This window comes from Acetobacterium malicum subsp. dehalogenans DSM 11527, from assembly GCF_000472665.1.
Lineage (GTDB): Bacteria > Bacillota > Clostridia > Eubacteriales > Eubacteriaceae > Acetobacterium > Acetobacterium malicum.
The window spans coordinates 104,317-120,216 of the sequence record NZ_KI421451.1 but is presented as its reverse complement, the minus strand read 5'-3'; the positions used below and the strand labels follow the sequence as shown (position 1 = coordinate 120,216).

At 48.0% G+C, this 15,900-nt stretch carries 15 protein-coding genes and 1 riboswitch; of the genes, 6 read left to right on the top strand and 9 right to left on the bottom strand.

Annotation, left to right across the window (positions count from 1 at the left end):
• On the top strand, positions 1-276 hold a 276-nt coding region (locus A3KS_RS0119540; RefSeq protein WP_026396323.1), incomplete at its 5' end, for a transposase.
• A gap of 475 nt (positions 277-751) precedes the next feature.
• Here the strand turns inward: A3KS_RS0119540 and rlmD are convergent.
• From rlmD to A3KS_RS0119510, 5 genes are all read right to left on the bottom strand, one after another.
• Positions 752-2,116, bottom strand: coding sequence for a 23S rRNA (uracil(1939)-C(5))-methyltransferase RlmD (rlmD, locus tag A3KS_RS0119530; RefSeq protein ID WP_026396321.1), 1,365 nt, complete (start codon positions 2,114-2,116; stop codon positions 752-754).
• Between the two features lie 177 nt (positions 2,117-2,293).
• Positions 2,294-2,668, bottom strand: a complete 375-nt coding sequence (locus A3KS_RS0119525; protein ID WP_026396320.1) for a metal-dependent transcriptional regulator — start codon at positions 2,666-2,668, stop codon at positions 2,294-2,296.
• A gap of 14 nt (positions 2,669-2,682) precedes the next feature.
• The gene (locus A3KS_RS22155) at positions 2,683-4,638 is read right to left on the bottom strand and encodes a YgiQ family radical SAM protein (RefSeq protein ID WP_156913403.1); all 1,956 of its coding nucleotides are present in this window, start codon (positions 4,636-4,638) and stop codon (positions 2,683-2,685) included.
• 174 nt (positions 4,639-4,812) lie between these two features.
• Complete coding sequence (gene cobS / locus A3KS_RS0119515; RefSeq protein WP_026396319.1) at positions 4,813-5,574, bottom strand: adenosylcobinamide-GDP ribazoletransferase; 762 nt, start codon at positions 5,572-5,574, stop codon at positions 4,813-4,815.
• Between the two features lie 305 nt (positions 5,575-5,879).
• Positions 5,880-6,155 carry an HPr family phosphocarrier protein gene (locus A3KS_RS0119510; protein WP_026396318.1) on the bottom strand — a complete coding sequence of 92 codons (276 nt, stop codon included), beginning with the start codon at positions 6,153-6,155 and terminating at the stop codon, positions 5,880-5,882.
• A gap of 169 nt (positions 6,156-6,324) precedes the next feature.
• Between A3KS_RS0119510 and A3KS_RS0119505 the strand changes: the two genes are divergently transcribed.
• The 5 genes from A3KS_RS0119505 to A3KS_RS0119485 all read left to right on the top strand — a co-directional run bounded on the left by A3KS_RS0119505 (position 6,325) and on the right by A3KS_RS0119485 (position 11,463).
• A complete protein-coding gene (locus tag A3KS_RS0119505) occupies positions 6,325-6,537 on the top strand; it encodes a DUF1858 domain-containing protein (RefSeq protein ID WP_026396317.1) in 213 nt (70 codons plus the stop codon).
• A gap of 122 nt (positions 6,538-6,659) precedes the next feature.
• Positions 6,660-6,834, top strand: a riboswitch (Lysine riboswitch).
• Positions 6,835-6,922: 88 nt separating this feature from the next.
• Positions 6,923-7,921, top strand: a complete 999-nt coding sequence (locus A3KS_RS0119500) for an aspartate-semialdehyde dehydrogenase (RefSeq protein WP_026396316.1) — start codon at positions 6,923-6,925, stop codon at positions 7,919-7,921.
• A 178-nt stretch (positions 7,922-8,099) separates the two neighbouring features.
• Positions 8,100-8,978: a 4-hydroxy-tetrahydrodipicolinate synthase gene (gene dapA / locus A3KS_RS0119495; protein ID WP_026396315.1), complete on the top strand. Its 879-nt coding sequence runs from the start codon at positions 8,100-8,102 to the stop codon at positions 8,976-8,978.
• A gap of 9 nt (positions 8,979-8,987) precedes the next feature.
• Positions 8,988-9,743: a 4-hydroxy-tetrahydrodipicolinate reductase gene (dapB, locus tag A3KS_RS0119490; protein WP_026396314.1), complete on the top strand. Its 756-nt coding sequence runs from the start codon at positions 8,988-8,990 to the stop codon at positions 9,741-9,743.
• A 514-nt stretch (positions 9,744-10,257) separates the two neighbouring features.
• Entirely contained in the window at positions 10,258-11,463 is a 1,206-nt protein-coding gene (locus tag A3KS_RS0119485) for an aspartate kinase (protein WP_026396313.1), read from the top strand.
• A 107-nt stretch (positions 11,464-11,570) separates the two neighbouring features.
• Here A3KS_RS0119485 and A3KS_RS0119480 read toward each other — a convergent pair whose 3' ends face one another.
• The 4 genes from A3KS_RS0119480 to A3KS_RS0119465 all read right to left on the bottom strand — a co-directional run bounded on the left by A3KS_RS0119480 (position 11,571) and on the right by A3KS_RS0119465 (position 15,733).
• Complete coding sequence (locus tag A3KS_RS0119480; protein WP_026396312.1) at positions 11,571-11,840, bottom strand: late competence development ComFB family protein; 270 nt, start codon at positions 11,838-11,840, stop codon at positions 11,571-11,573.
• 152 nt (positions 11,841-11,992) lie between these two features.
• Entirely contained in the window at positions 11,993-13,036 is a 1,044-nt protein-coding gene (locus A3KS_RS23010; protein ID WP_051356023.1) for a sensor domain-containing diguanylate cyclase, read from the bottom strand.
• 78 nt (positions 13,037-13,114) lie between these two features.
• Entirely contained in the window at positions 13,115-14,845 is a 1,731-nt protein-coding gene (locus A3KS_RS23005) for an HD-GYP domain-containing protein (RefSeq protein WP_051356022.1), read from the bottom strand.
• 519 nt (positions 14,846-15,364) lie between these two features.
• Positions 15,365-15,733 (bottom strand): HsmA family protein, encoded by a 369-nt coding sequence (locus A3KS_RS0119465; protein ID WP_026396311.1) that lies wholly within the window; start codon positions 15,731-15,733, stop codon positions 15,365-15,367.
• Between the last annotated feature and the right edge of the window lie 167 nt (positions 15,734-15,900).

Sequence of the window (15,900 nt, the reverse complement as noted above, 5' to 3'; positions counted from 1 at the left end):
CTTTACTGGAAGCGAAAACAATCCGGCAACTTTGAATCCGAACGTACCGTCATGACCAAAACTGGNAACCACTATCTTCGTTATTACCTGGTCGAAGCTGCCGGCTCGGTCATGCGAAATGAACCGGTTTATCGGGAATACTATCTCAAAAANTATCATGAAGTTCCCAAACATCAGCACAAACGAGCCCTCGTTCTTACCGCAAGAAAACTAGTGCGCATGGTGGATGTGCTACTACGCAACCACCAACTCTATGCACCGGAAAGGAGTGTGTAGTACCGATTAATAAATCGATGCGCANATCCTTTTAAAAGCCTAATAGTATTAGGCCTGTTTAGTGATGCCTTTTTTAAAAAACATCTCTAAATTTTTCTTAAACATTATATTGACTTATTACCACAAGTCTTTCTAAACAATAAGACCCTTACACTCTTATGATACTCTCACTAACAAAGAGAGTCAATGTTTTTATAATTCTTAATTGTATGAAATTTATAATAACAAAGTCGAATTCAATAGGCAACTTTATTTCGCTAAATATCATTTTTTTATCCATAAAGTACAATTTTAAAATCCTAAATCCATGCTGACTTCTCTCTACCAAAATTATAAAACATCTAAATCGCACTGTACGGGCCAAAACCAGCTCCTTGGATCGATTCTCACGAAGTACGTGTACCTGTTTTTAGATATTAAAATTATACCACAAAAAAAGAAAAAGCCCAGTAATACCGGGCTTTCCACACATTCTTTATTTTTCTCGTGACATCAATACTACCGTCTCAACGTGGCCAGTGCCGGGGAATAAATCCACTGGTTGGACTGCTTTGATGGCATAACCGGCTTCGGTCAGATACTTCAGATCTCGGGCTAGCGTTGACGGGTTGCAGGAGACATAGATGACCCGGGGAGTGCCCAGTTCGGTGATCGCCGCCAGCAGTGTTTCTTCACAGCCTTTTCGGGGCGGATCAAGAATGATCAGGTCCGGTTTAAAACCTTCTTCTTTGATGATCTTGAGCATTTCGTCTTCCGCCCGGCCTAAATGAAAGCTGGCATTTTCAATCTGATTGAGTCCGGCATTTTCCCGGGCATCGAGGATGGCATCGCCGACGCTTTCGATCCCGATGACCTGTTTGGCCTGAGCGGCCAGATAAAGACCAATAGTGCCAGTGCCGCAATACAGATCAAAGACGGTTTCACTGCCGGTCAGGTTGGCAAAGGCTTTGATGGTATCATAGAGCTTAACCGTTTGTTTGGAATTAACCTGGAAAAAGGAATTGGGTGAGATTGAAAAACTGAGCTCGCCGATCTGTTCGACCAGGCGGGCAGCGCCGTGGACACAGAGGCTTTTCCGACCCAGGATGACATTGCCTTTTTCGCGGTTGATATTGACATAAATGCTTTTGACATTGGGAATCCCGGCCAGAATCCCTTCGACAATCGCCTGACGCTGGCTTAAATCCTTGCCATTAATGATCAGGGTGATCATGTTTTCGCCCTGCAGATTGGTCCGTTGCAGGACGCCCCGGATATAGCCCTTATGGGTCCGTTCATCATAAATGCTCAGGTTCAGCTCCTGAATCAGGGCGTTGATGGTTTTGATCGCATCGGCAGCCGACTCCGGTTGGTTCAGACAATCCTCGATATGGACCAGATTATGGGATTTTTTAGCATAGAAACCCATACCTTTGTGGTCCAGTTTAAACTGGGCCTTATTGCGATAACGCTGGGGATCTTCCATCCCGATAATCGGCGCCACCTCAATTTCTTTGAGACCGCCAATCCGCTGGAGGGCATCCATAACCATTTTCGACTTCGCCCGTAGCTGCCCCTGATAACTCATATGCAGGATCTGACAGCCGCCGCATTGTTCAAAATACGGACAGGCCGGGGTGACCCGTTCCGGTGAGGCGGTGGTAATCGCCAGCAGTTTCGCCTGAGCATAGGTTTTTTTGACATTTTTGATTTCAACTTCCACCACATCCCCAGGAAGGCCGCCTTCAACAAAGACGATCATGTTCTCCAGTCGTCCGACCCCTTCGCCACTATGGGTGATGTCCATTAATTCCATGGTATACTGCTCGCCAACTTTAATCTGGTTGCTTGTTTCGTTCATTCTTACTTCCTTAATTTTCTTTATTTTGTGATCGTATGTTTTTTAATAAATAGCTAAACTAGTACCGACAATTGTTACATCATGTTGTACGCATCGGAGCGGACACGGCATCGCCTGTCCGATTCCGTAGCGAACAACAGATTAACAATTGTCGGTACGGTAGTTCGCTACTAATGTTTATTGATCGAGATAAGCCTTCATTTTTTCGAAGGTTTCTTCCGAGATAATATGTTCAATGCCGCAGGCATCTTTCTCCGCATTCGGTAACGACACGTCCAGCGACTTGACCAGAAATTCGGTAATCAGTCGGTGCTTTTCATAAACTTTCACGGCCCGGTCTTTCCCGGTTTCAGTGAGATAGATCTGCCCATAACGTTCGTGTTCAACATAGCCCAACTCCTTGAGCTTGCGGACCGCATCATTGGCACTGGCCTTGCTGACCTTGAGTTCCAGGGCGACGTCGGTAATCCGCACGCCCTTGCCATGTTTTTGACTTTCCAGATAAATGGTTTCGATATAATCCTCAATGGATTCAGTTAATTTTTTTTCCATTTTTACCTCTGCTTTTATCTTTTTGGTTTATTTTTTGACCGCTTCGCCGGAGCTGGCTGGGCCGATCTCGTTTTATTGGTTTTACTGTTTTTATTGGCATGACCGGTCGGATGGTCCGTGCTTTTTACCTTGGCTGGAATCAGCGCTTTTTTGCCGCTGCCAATCAGATCCTCCCGATAGGCTTTGGTCAGAGCCTCATGAACCAGCAGATAGTTTTCCCGCTTATTGTACTGAACCAGGGCTCGCTGCATGTTCTTTTCGCGACCCTTAGGAACATAAACCGCCGCCATCGTCAGGGGATTGACCCCGGTATGATACATCGCTGTGGCGACCGAGCCCGGAGTGGGATAAAAATCCTGGACCTGTTCCGGAAAAAAGCCCATGTCGCGGATATATTCGGCCAGCTTGACGGCATCCTGGAGACTGCATCCGGGATGACCGGTGATGAAATAAGGCAGGACAAACTGGTTCTTGCCCAATTGTTCGTCAATCTGTTTAAAGTTGCGGGCAAAGTTTTCATAAACCTTAAAGGCTGGTTTGCCCATATGCCGCAGCACTTCGTCTGAGACATGTTCCGGAGCGACCCGCAGCTGTCCGCTGATATGGTGCTCGACCAATTCCCGGAAAAACGCCTTGTCCTTATCGAGCGCCAGATAGTCATAACGGATGCCCGAGCGGATAAAAACTTTTTTGACGCCCGGCAGTTTCCGGACTGCCCGAAGGGCCTCCAGATAGGGCTTGTGGCTGGCGTCGATGTTTTTGCAGGGTTCTGGGGCCAGACATTCGCGATCCCGACAATAGCCCCGGGTGTCCTGTTTTTTACAGGCCAGATGCGAGAAATTGGCAGTCGGTCCGCCAATATCATGAATATAGCCCTTGAAATCCGAATCTTTGGCCATCCGCGCGGCTTCCCGGACAATCGAATCGCGGCTGCGCATCTGGACATATTTACCCTGGTGAATGGCCAGGGCGCAAAAAGTACAATTACCATAGCAGCCGCGGTTGGCGGTAATGCTGAACTTCACTTCTTCCAGTCCCGGCACACCGCCGACCTGATCGTAGGCAGGATGCCAGCGGTAGGTAAAGGGCAGATCATAAAGGGCATCAAACTCGGCCTGAGAAAGCGGCGGCTGAGGCGGGTTCTGCTGCAGGTAGCGGTTGCCGGTGGGCTGCCGATAAATCCGCGGATCATGAGCATTGTTACTCTGGTAAATCAGCGCCGTGGCCCGGGCATAGGTCTGGGTATCCGCCATCACTTCCTCGGTGGTCGGCAGCAGTACTGCATCACCAGCTTCTGCCTCCCGGCTGATGACCGCGGTGCCTTTGATATGGGTCAGCTGGTCCACCGGGATGCCGGCATTCAGGCCTTCAGCAATCTCAATCATCGCCCGTTCGCCCATGCCGTAAACCAGCAGGTCGGCCCGGGAATCGAAGAGAATCGGCCGGCGGACCTTTTCCTGCCAGTAATCATAGTGGGCAAAGCGCCGCAGACTGGCTTCGATGCCGCCAATAATCAGGGGGATTTCGCCGAAATTTTCACGGATCTTGCCGCAATAAACAATGGTCGCCCGGTCCGGTCGCAATCCGGCCTGGCCGCCGGGGGCATAGACGTCCTCACGGCGGCGTTTTTTGTTCACCGTGAAGTGATTCACCATCGAATCGAGGTTACCGGCGGTAACCAGAAAGCCCAGTCGGGGGGCGCCCAGTTGGTTAAAATCGGCGTTTTCCTGCCAGTTCGGTTGGGCGATGATGCCCACCGAAAACCCCCGGGCCTGGAGCACCCGGCCGATGATGGCCGCCCCAAACGAGGGGTGATCGACATAGGCATCACCGGTGACGAGAATAAAATCACATTGGGTAATACCCAATGCGCGCATCTCTTTTTTCGACATCGGCAGAAAACCCTTATTTTCTTTGGGAGCGGTATCAACTCGGGCTTTTTTGCCAGAATCGTTGATTGACTTATTCATTCATACCCTTTCTTAATAATTTTTCACATCATTTATAACAAACTGCTAAAAGATTTATATAATTAGTCAAAGCTAACCAAAACGTTCGTGTGTTTTTTTGCCCGTTTCTCACAAACACTTGTTACATAAGTGTTTGTGGAAACAGGCACCAAAGCAACCATTGTGTATCTTTTCCTAAAAAAGTTTAAAATAAACCGGAAAGTTAATCAGGATGATCGCAAAGACAACCATGAAAAAGGTCTGGTTGAGTTCGATGGTCATCCCGATGGTGTCACCGGTCATGCCGCCGATTTTGTGCTGGAGGTTTTTCATCAGCAGCAGGGCTGGCAGCAGGCAGATCACGGCGGTCAGCAGACCGGGCAGGCCCAGGATCAGGGTGGCATAACCCAGTAGTAAGACCAGATAAATAATAAAATGGTGAAGCTGGGTCATCTCGACAAAGCGTTTGCCCAAACCGCCGCCACCGGGGGCGTAGCTGGAAAAACAGGTGGACATGATCGCCATCGTCCGGCCAAATACCGGCATCACCAGCAGGGCGGTGCTGTATTCGGGCAGAATAATGGTATAGCTCATCCAATTGGTTAAAATAATCAAGATCAGACCAATGGCGCCAAAGGCTCCCAAGCGGCTGTCTTTCATGATTTCCATCATCTTTTCGCGGTCCCGGGCCGAGAACAGGGCATCGGTGGTATCGGCAAAGCCGTCCAGGTGGAGGCCGCCGGTGAGCCAGATATAGACAATCACCATCAGCAGCGCCTGGAGCTGGACAAAATGAATCAACGAGAATAAAACCGCGGCTCCCCACAGGATTGCGCCAATAAAAACCCCCACCAGCGGGATTAGGATCATCGACTCATAAAATTCCTCGGCACTGACATCCTTCAGTTTGATAGGGATCCGGGTAAAAAAAGATATCGCTATTAAGATTTTTCGCATGTTGTTCTCCAATTATACTTTCAAACCTAAGTAATTGTGCAACTCAAAAACAACGAACAATAATTGCTTTGAGTTCAGTTTCCACAAACAATTTCGTAACGTGTAGGCGAACTGGCGATAGCCTGTACGACGTACAGTGTAGAAATTGTTTCGTGCGAAACTGGATACAAAGCTAACGGCACTTCCGCAGTTGCAAATTACTCAGGCAGGTTAACCCCGAAAAAAGAAAAGCATGAATTTGCATTCATACTTTATCCATCCGTGGTTTCTGAATTTGTTCTTTAAATTAATATCATTATTGATAACTAAACTTCATCCACAAAATCAAAACGATCTTCAATCAGTTGCTTTAACTGTTCAACTGCTTTTTTTTCGTCATCGCCAGTTGCTTCGATTTGTATCTCGTCGCCTTTTTGAACGGCCAGAATCATCACACCCATAATGCTTTTGGCATTAACCCGGGTTGCTTCTTTTTTGATATAGATTTCGCTTTTAAAATCATTGGCTCTTTGAACAAAAAGTGAGGCTGGTTTTGCATGGAGTCCGGCCTTGTTATTAACGATTACTTTATCAACTATCACAATAATCCACCCCTTTACTATAAAATTCCCCTATGCTACTATTATAACCTTAGACCGCTATTTTAGCAAGTAAACGACTTTTATTTCTTTTTAACTTGTCAAATCTTTTTTTAAGTTTTATAATGTATGATATGTAAAATGAGATTAACACTTTGCGGAGGTGAAAAAAATGAAAGTTACTAAAGATATGGGCATCTTAGATGCTGTTAACGCATATCCGGATTCTGTCAACGTATTCCAGGCTTACGGAATGCATTGCTTTGGTTGTATGGCAGCTCGTTTCGAGAGTATTGAAGAAGGCGCATTGGCCCACGGGATTGATGTTGACGTATTAATTAAATCAATTAATGACGCATTAGATGCTGTTGATTTGACAAAATAATCCCAAATACTGAAAAGCAACGTATTTTATTTAAATGCGTTGCTTTTTTTATTTTATTTAATTTTTTAACAATTCCCTCTTGAAATCATCAGGGATAATTGTTACAATGGTCAGAATCGAATAGATACGATAGAGGTGCGGACTTTAAGATTAACGGCGGTGACCATGGCTAATGGGTTGAAACGTTGTGAAAGGAAAGCTCGCCGAAGGATCATGTTTTGCCAACCTTGTTCCTGGGCTTACTGTTAAGAGCAGTGAGACTGTCATCATTTTTAATGATGGAGTGCTATCTAAAACCCAATGGAATCTCTTTTTTGAGTGTTTTCTTTGTTTTTTAGCCGGTACCCGTTACCGGCTTTTTTTAATTTCAATTTTTGGAGGTACTATGAAATCTTATAATGTTGCAGTTGTTGGCGCCACCGGTATGGTGGGACAGAAAATGCTTCAGGTTCTGGCGGAGCTTAAATTCCCGGTCAAGAACCTGTATCCGATGGCATCGAAACGGTCGGCTGGCAAAGAAATTCTTTTTAATGGAAAATCCTACGTCGTTCAGGAGCTTTGTGACGAAGCTTTTGATCAGGATATTGATATTGCCCTGTTCTCGGCCGGTGGCGATACCAGCGAACGGTTTTCGCCAGTGGCTGCCGCCAAAGGTGTCATCGTCATTGACAACAGCAGTGCCTTCCGGATGGATCCGTTAGTGCCGCTGGTGGTACCCGAAGTTAACCCGGAAGATCTGGACTGGCACAAAAACATCATTGCCAACCCCAACTGTTCCACCATTCAGGCGGTAGTGGCGTTAAAACCGCTCTATGATGCCTTCGGGATCGACCGGATTGTCTATTCCACCTATCAGGCCGTGTCCGGTTCTGGGGTCAAGGGCTATGCCGATCTGGAAAACGGGATCAAGGGCGAAGACAATGCTTTTTATCCTCACCCGATTGCCTATAACGTGCTGCCCCACATTGATTCCTTCCTGGACAACGGCTACACCAAAGAGGAAATGAAAATGATCAACGAAACCCAGAAAATCCTCCATGATGACAGCCTGCGGATCACTGCCACCACGGTCCGGGTGCCGGTTTTCTACAGCCACAGCGAAAGCGTCAACGTCGAGCTGAAAAAACCCTTTGAGCTGGACGCCATCCGCAACCTTTACAGCAACGCCCCGGGGATTATCCTCCAGGATGATCCGGCCAACAACGTCTACCCGCTGGCCCGCACCGCTGAAAACACCGATGAGGTCTATGTCGGCCGACTGCGCCGCGATTTCAGTGTCGACAACGGTCTGAACCTCTGGGTCGTCGCCGACAACATCCGCAAAGGCGCCGCCTCCAACGCAGTCCAGATTGCCTTCGAACTGATTAAACGCAATTTAATTTAAGCTGCTGAATCAAGTATAACTTTGAAAAAAGCACTAGCCCAGTACCGACAATTGTTACATCATGTTGTACGCATCGGAGTGGACACGGCAGCGCTTGTCCGATTCTGCGCAGCCAACAACAGATTAACAATTGGTCGGTACGGTATCTCACACAAAACCACAATCAAAGGAGATTGAAATGAGTATTTTTACAGGAAGCTGTGTCGCCCTGGTTACCCCGTTTAAAGATGGGAAAGTTGATTTTGAACGCTTTCATAAACTGATTGACTGGCAGATAGAAAATAAAACCGATGCCATTCTGATTGCCGGCACCACCGGTGAAACCTCAACCCTGACCGATGATGAACATCTCGAACTACTCCGCGATGCCGGCAAGTACATTAATGGCCGGGTGCCCTTTGTGGCTGGCACCGGCAGTAATGACACCGCCTATTCGATCATGTTGTCTAAAGAAGCCGAAAAAGCCGGCGCTGATGCCTGCCTGATCATTAACCCCTACTACAATAAATCCACTCAACGCGGGATCATCGCCCATATTTCGGCGATTGCCAATGCCATCACGATTCCCGTGATTATTTACAACGTCCCCAGCCGCACCGGCATGAACATTTCGGTATCAACCATAAAAGAACTGAGCAAGATCCCCAACGTGGCGGCGGTTAAAGAAGCCAGCGGCGACATCAGTCAGGTCACCGAAATTGCCCGGGTTTGCGGCAACGACATTGATATTTACAGCGGCAACGACGACCATGTCCTGCCGATTATGGCGGTTGGCGGCAAAGGCGTGATCTCGGTCTCAGCCAATATTATTCCCGCCGACATGCACGAGCTGGTGGCCAGCTTTATGGCTGGCGATCTGGAGCGGGCCCGGGAGCTGCAATTCAGCACCAATCTGGTGAATCTGGCGATGTTCTATGAAACCAACCCGATCCCGGTTAAAACCGCCATGGGCCTGATGGGTCTGGACTCCGGCGAAATGCGGCTGCCGCTGATTGAGATGGAAGAAGCCAACAAAGATAAATTGATTGACGATTTAAAAGCCTACGGCTTATTATAGGAGGTCGCCATGATCAATATTCTACTCAGCGGCGTCTCCGGTGCTATGGGTGCCACCCTACAGCAGATCATTGCCGCCAACCCCGATACCCAGGTGGTGGCCGGTTTTGATCAGCAGGCGCTGACCACCCTGCCCTTTCCGGTCTACAATGATCTGACCAAGTGTACCGAAGCCGTCGATGTGATCATCGATTTTTCCCACTTTGCCGCCTTCCCGGCGATTTTCGGCTTTGCCCGAAGCAAAAAGATCCCCATCGTCATCGCCACCACCGGCCTGTCTGAAGCCGATCTGGCGGCCATTGATGAAGGAGCCAAAGAATTCCCGGTGTTTAAAACCGCCAACCTGTCGCTGGGGATCAATCTGATCGCCAAGATGCTGACCGAGATGGTCGCCAAGCTGGAAAGCGGATTTGACATTGAAATCATCGAAAAGCACCACAATAAAAAGCTCGATGCCCCCAGCGGTACCGCGCTGCTGTTGGCCGACGCCATCAACGACGGACTGATTACTAAAAAAGACTACAGCTATGGCCGCTACGGCCGGGATGCCAAGCGCACCGAAAACGAACTGGGCATCCACGCCATCCGCGGTGGCACCATCCCCGGCGAACACTCGGTGATCTTTGCCGGCAACGACGAAATCATTGAAGTCAACCACATCGCTCTGTCCAAAAAAGTCTTCGCCGAAGGTGCCGTCAAAGCCGCCCAGTTCCTGGTCGGCCAGGCCCCCGGCCGCTACGACATGGCCATGGTCGTCAACGACTAGTTGACGACTTCCGGCGGCGCTAATATAGAGTGCGTCAGCCTGGCTGAGGGTTTGCATAAAGCAATTTCTACACTAGAGCGTACAACATTTTCTTGTACAGTTCGCCTACACGTTACGAAATTGATTATGAAACCCGTATCCAGGCAATTGAGTTTAGCTGTAAGCGCCCAAAAACAAAGCACGCACCAGTACCGTCAACAAGAAAACACTGTTTTTAATTCTTACATTAAATAGTGAAAAGTTTTGTATTAAATCAAAGTAGTACCGACAATTGTTACATCATGTTGTACGCATCAAGGCGGACACGGCGATAGCCTGTCCGAACTTGTGGCGAACAACAGATTAACAATTGGTCGGTACGATAGTTTGGTGCAAACCCCGATCTCAAGACCTTAGTGTAAGAATTACAGAGAACCGTAACGGTACGGTATTTCACATCGCCCCCCACACCATACAGAAAGGATCAACTAACAGTCGATTAATCATAGCTGCTACTGATTTAGAGGTTAATCTCATGAATATCGTTGTTCAGAAATACGGTGGGACCTCGGTTGGTTCCACCGAACGGATTCAGAATGTTGCCAAACGCATCATTGCCAAGAAAAAAAGCGGCCATCAGATTGTCGTGGTGGTTTCGGCCATGGGCAAAACCACTGATGATCTGGTCAAGTTGGCCTATGCCATCAATCCCTCCCCACCTAAGCGGGAGCTGGACCGGCTACTGTCCACCGGTGAACAGATTTCCATTTCGCTGCTGTCGATGGCGCTGCAGGCCATGGGTCACGACGCCATTTCCTTTACCGGCCCCCAGGTCGGCATCCGCACCAGTGGCCGTCATACCAAATCGCGAATTGAAGGAATTGACACTACCAAGATTCTCGAATCACTTAATGAAGATAAGATCGTCATCATCGCCGGTTTTCAGGGTGTCAATGAAAATGACGACGTCACCACCCTCGGCCGCGGCGGCTCGGATACCAGTGCCGTGGCGCTGGCCTGCGTACTGAATGCCCCCTGCGAAATTTATACCGATGTCGAAGGCATCTACGGGGTCGATCCCCGGCTTTATCCCCAAGCCAAAAAGCTGGACACCGTCTCTTATGAAGAAATGCTGGAAATGGCCAGTCTCGGCGCCGGGGTCATGCATCCCCGGGCGATTGAGCTGGGCAGTAAATACGACACCCCGATCTGGGTCGCCTCCAGCGAATTCGACGTCCCCGGCACCATTATTACAAAAGGAGAAAACAACATGGAAGGACAATCCATTACTGGCGTGGCCATTGACAATGACGAAATTATGATCACCATCCGTGATATTCCCTTTGATAAGAATATCACCTCACAGTTTTTCAGTCAGTTTGCCACCAAAAGCATTAACATCGATATGATCAGCCAAAGTGCCCCCATCGATGATCTGATAAACATTTCCTTTACTGCCCCGGCATCCGATCTGGATGATGCCAAGAAAATCCTCACTGCTTTTCAGGAAAAACACCCCGGCATCGGCGTGATTATCAACGAAAATATTTCCAAGTTGTCGGTGGTGGGCATTGGCATGCGCAGTCAGTCCGGCGTCGCGGCCAAGTTTTTTGCACTGCTGGCTGACAACAATATCCAGATGCTGATGATTACCACTTCAGAAATCCGGATCAGCTGCATCATCCCTTCTAAAGATAAGGACAAGGCTGTCACTGCCACCGCGGTCGCCTTTGATTTATAAACTTTACCTGGTCTAAACACAAACAATCGAGTTCCATAAAAATAAGCCCGCAATGTCAACCCGGATCGGTTGGCATTGCGGGCTTATTGGTTCAGGAGACGCTCCTGCTATTGTTTGGGGTGACGGGGATTTTTTGAAACGATATCAATGGCCCGGGTCAGTTCACTGGTCAGATCGGCCTTATGCTGGGTCGTCATTTCATCGATTTTCGAAAACAGCAATCCTTCGTGGGTTACAAAATAAGCGGGTTTCAGCTTATTGAGTGCGATCGCCTTAATATCTTCAAGACAGAGTTCGCATCGGCATATTTCTGGATACTGTTTGAGCATATGTGGTAAAAATGAATCAACCGCATCCTCCATGTAATTTTTTAACATCTTTTTCCCTCCAAAGTTTGTCGATTTATTTCTTGAGTTATGGTTACTCTAGTAGACACTTTCCAGATACTAGTATACTATTAAAGCAACTCCATTTCAACCGTTTTCAGTTCAATATTTGAGATCTGATTTGAGTAACCGGCAAAAAAATTTCACATCCGTTGAACCTGGTTTTTGCCATTTCTCTTAGCCTGATATAAAGCCTGATCGGCCCGATGGATGATGCTGTCAACTGTCGCATCGCCGTTAAAAACCGATACTCCCAGACTGATGGTGATCTGTTCTTGTTCGGGAAAACGGTGTTCACTTACCCGGCTCCTGATTTTTTCAGCCAGATCCATTGCCTCCCAGTCATCTGTATCCGGGAGGATTACCAGAAATTCTTCCCCACCCCAGCGACCAATCAGATCCGTCGATCGGATAATGGCTTTGAAGAGTTTAGCCAGCTCCACCAAGACCACATCGCCAGCCAGATGTCCCAACTGATCATTGATCCGTTTGAAATGATCAATATCGATCATAATCAGAGCAAAAGTGGTGGCCGTCGTTTTGGCCCGACACAATTCATACTCCAGGGTATAATCCAGCTTCACCCGATTATAAAGCTTGGTCAGTTTATCAGTTTCTGAAAGTGCTCTCATTTCCCGGCGCAGCTTTACTTTTTCGGTAATATCCCGACTGATCGCCAGCAGTTCCCGAAAATTGTTTTGGTCATCGTAAATCCCCGACAGAACGGTATCAGTATAGATACTGGCGCCATCCTTGCGCACCTGCCGTTGCTCAAAATTGATGGCATCAAAGTGTTCGCCCTTTTCCACCATCGCTTTAATACGGGCCCTTTGGCGATCCATCTCTTGTTGTACTCCCGGCAGAAAATAGCCGATTTCCCGGTAATGGTTGATCACTTCGGCGGGACGATAACCAGTTATTTTTTCAACCGAAGGACTGATATAGGTAAAATTTCCGGCCAGATCGACGGTTGCAATAATGTCCCAGGCATTATCGATCATCAGCCGATGGCGCTCATCACTATCGTTACCGATTTTTTCGCCCTTTTTGATGGTCTGAAGGTTCTGTTCCAGTTCTAAAAAATCAGCATCACCCTCAGCTATCCTGGGGACGTCATTATTCATCTTTTTATTATTTAAAATTGCATTAACATAGTTAATCATCGCTTTAACATCATCACTTAGCATTTTTATCTCCGGCCTCCCTCGCACAGCTGCATTGGCATAATGTTAACTACTATATCATAAAAATCTTAATGTTCCATTCTAATTTCCAACCACCCGATTGACAAAAATAGCAACGATATTCGGATCGAATTGGGTGCCGGCACCGTGAACAAGGGCGTGGACAGCCCGGCTTTGATCCATGGCCGGCTGATAGGGCCGGTCGCTGAGCATTGCATCATAAGCCTCAGCGATGGCGATAATCCGTGCCAGCAGCGGAATTTTCCGACCGGACAAGTGCTTGGGATAACCACTGCCATCCCACCATTCGTGGTGGCCCAGAATCGCCAGGGCAATTTCGGCCATGTCTGCGGTGGTGTTGGTAATATGGTAGCCGATTTCCGGATGCCGTCTGATCGCCACCCATTCATCGGCGGTCAGGGGGCCCTTTTTATCCAACACTCCCGGATCCAGGGTGACTTTGCCAATATCATGAAGCCGCGCCACCCAGTTGAGGGTCTCGATTTCCCTGTCACTGAGCTGCATTTCTTCTGCAAGCAGCCGGGCATAGCGACTGACCGCCTCGCTGTGGGTCTTTTCAATCCCACTTTTCTGATACAGGGACGCCATAATCATGCGAATGGTATTGTCCCGGACCTGGGGTTTCATCTGCAGTTTGTGTTTGTACATGTAGTTTTCGGCATTTTTAAAGACCGCCGTGATGTCTTCGGACAGGTTTTTTTTGGTGTCCCAGCCAAAGGCAATCGAAAGCATGCCCTGGTCAATTGGGGCCAGGGCCACGGCCTGATTCATCCGCTCAACGATTTTGGCGGTGGCTTCCTCATCGGTATTGGGCAGCAACAGCACAAATTCATCGCCCCCCCAGCGGGCCGCCACATCGTTGGGCCGACAGAATTTTTTAACGATCTTGCCGGCCGCATAGATCACCTCGTCCCCGGCCAGATGGCCAAACGAATCATTGATCATTTTCAGGCTATTGATATCCCCCATAATAATCGACAGGGGAAAATGGCGGCGGCCGTCGATCCGTTTGAGTTCCTTCTCAAAATAACGGCGGTTATAAAGCCCGGTCAGATGGTCGTGATAGCTGAGGTACTCAATTTGCTCACTTTGTACCTTCCGCTCGGTGATATCCCGAAAAATCAGCACCACCCCGGTGGTGGCGCCCTCACCGTCCTTGACTGGGGTGGCGCTGTCTTCAATATTAAAGCGGTTGCCATGGCGGTCGGTGATGATCGCATGGTTCGATGAGACCGTACTGCAATCGCTTTTGAGGACCGCCTCGACCGGATTGGTGACCTGGTATTCAGGGTTTTCATGAGACAGCATAAAGACCTGATTAAAGCTTTTGCCCCGGGCCTCATCATTAGTCCAGCCAGTCAGCTCTTCGGCAATCCGATTGAGCATCGTCACCCGCTGTTCCAGATCCACGACGATGATGCCATCGCCGACGCTTTTCAGCACCCGGTCGAGATTTTTATGGCTGCACTCCAGCTGATTGATCAGAAAATAGATCCCCGAAGCAACAAACAGCAGGATGCTGGCCCGGAGCAGTGGCGCCATTAAAAAGGCCCCATGGCCGAGATAGTCCATGATGATATGAAAGCCACCCAGAAACATCGCCAGCTGGATCACATAACGTTTGTACCACAACCCCACCATCACAATGACGACATAAAACAGATGGGTGTAGACCACGTCAATGCCCTTGAAGTAATTAAAATAGACCGCTACAAAAATCGTCCCCAACAGACAGAGGCCGACAATGGTGATGCGGATCTGATGATTGCCTGTTACCTGATATCTTTCCATAAATTAATCCTCATTTCGTTACTGATGCCGGTTTAAGTTTTTTAATAAACACCTAAAAATAGCGCAACATCTCTACACCCGGGTCGTTACCCGGGTGTATTACTTTTTCTCTAAGTATTTGTCGCTGCGGTTCTCGGCGTTCTGGCGCAGGTTAAAATAATAAAAGGGATAGTCGAAGGTATGGTAAACGCCCTTGCCAAAGGTGGCACTGCCGGGCGAATAGACATCGACATTGACGGTGCTACTGGGGATATTGAGCCAATGTTCAGCTTTTGCGTAATCGGTTATATCTTTCTTGGCACCTCATCCCGACAAGACCAGACCCAGACCGACAACCACCACCAACAAAACGATGTTTTTTCTTTTTATTTCCGGTTTCTCCTTTTACCACTTTCGGGTGTATCTGATTTCATTTTACCACAGCAACAGGTTGATGAACAAGCCTTTAGTTCGACATCAACCCTTCCCGTGAGAACCCCCAATACATTAACTGTTTGCGCATCAGCCAGCATCGTCCGATTAAATGGTAACGCCAAAGATGGCACCGGAGACAAACGGGATCAACCAGATCAGCCAAACCACCAAACTGAGTTTGTGAAAGTTTGCCTTGGCCTGTTCGTCGCCCTTAAATAAAACCACCGTTGCCCAAACGGCATGGAACAGCATCAGGACAATCGCCAGCATCCCCGTAATGCCATGGAAATTGAGGAACGATCCACTGGAGGCGATTTTGCTCATCAAGATTGTTCCGGTTGTGTCACACACCAGGCCAATATAAAATACAACTAAATGCCATGGTTTAAGCTGGCCCTGAATTTTTTCACTCCAGACCCCAATCGTATAGAATACCAGCGCCAGAGTAATGGATATAATGGCGTAAATTAACATAATAAATCCCCCCAACTTAATTTTATTAGCACCGCTACAAAACGTAGCTCAAGCCAACATTTGAACGGTGTTGATTTGCGATTAAAAATAAAATCATATCTTAAGCGATATGATTTATTCCAGCAACTCTTTAACAAATAACTCAAAGGTTTCATACCGAAAAACGG

What these genes read in the sequence shown, in the direction of transcription:
- rlmD (WP_026396321.1), bottom strand. Translation starts at nt 2,116, where the DNA reads ATGAACGAAACAAGCAACCAGATTAAAGTTGGCGAGCAGTATACCATG.
- A3KS_RS0119485 (WP_026396313.1), top strand. Translation starts at nt 10,258, where the DNA reads ATGAATATCGTTGTTCAGAAATACGGTGGGACCTCGGTTGGTTCCACC.
- A3KS_RS0119465 (WP_026396311.1), bottom strand. Translation starts at nt 15,733, where the DNA reads ATGTTAATTTACGCCATTATATCCATTACTCTGGCGCTGGTATTCTAT.
- cobS (WP_026396319.1), bottom strand. Translation starts at nt 5,574, where the DNA reads ATGCGAAAAATCTTAATAGCGATATCTTTTTTTACCCGGATCCCTATC.
- A3KS_RS0119525 (WP_026396320.1), bottom strand. Translation starts at nt 2,668, where the DNA reads ATGGAAAAAAAATTAACTGAATCCATTGAGGATTATATCGAAACCATT.
- A3KS_RS0119480 (WP_026396312.1), bottom strand. Translation starts at nt 11,840, where the DNA reads ATGTTAAAAAATTACATGGAGGATGCGGTTGATTCATTTTTACCACAT.
- A3KS_RS22155 (WP_156913403.1), bottom strand. Translation starts at nt 4,638, where the DNA reads ATGAATAAGTCAATCAACGATTCTGGCAAAAAAGCCCGAGTTGATACC.
- A3KS_RS23005 (WP_051356022.1), bottom strand. Translation starts at nt 14,845, where the DNA reads ATGGAAAGATATCAGGTAACAGGCAATCATCAGATCCGCATCACCATT.
- A3KS_RS0119500 (WP_026396316.1), top strand. Translation starts at nt 6,923, where the DNA reads ATGAAATCTTATAATGTTGCAGTTGTTGGCGCCACCGGTATGGTGGGA.
- A3KS_RS23010 (WP_051356023.1), bottom strand. Translation starts at nt 13,036, where the DNA reads ATGCTAAGTGATGATGTTAAAGCGATGATTAACTATGTTAATGCAATT.
- dapA (WP_026396315.1), top strand. Translation starts at nt 8,100, where the DNA reads ATGAGTATTTTTACAGGAAGCTGTGTCGCCCTGGTTACCCCGTTTAAA.
- A3KS_RS0119505 (WP_026396317.1), top strand. Translation starts at nt 6,325, where the DNA reads ATGAAAGTTACTAAAGATATGGGCATCTTAGATGCTGTTAACGCATAT.
- dapB (WP_026396314.1), top strand. Translation starts at nt 8,988, where the DNA reads ATGATCAATATTCTACTCAGCGGCGTCTCCGGTGCTATGGGTGCCACC.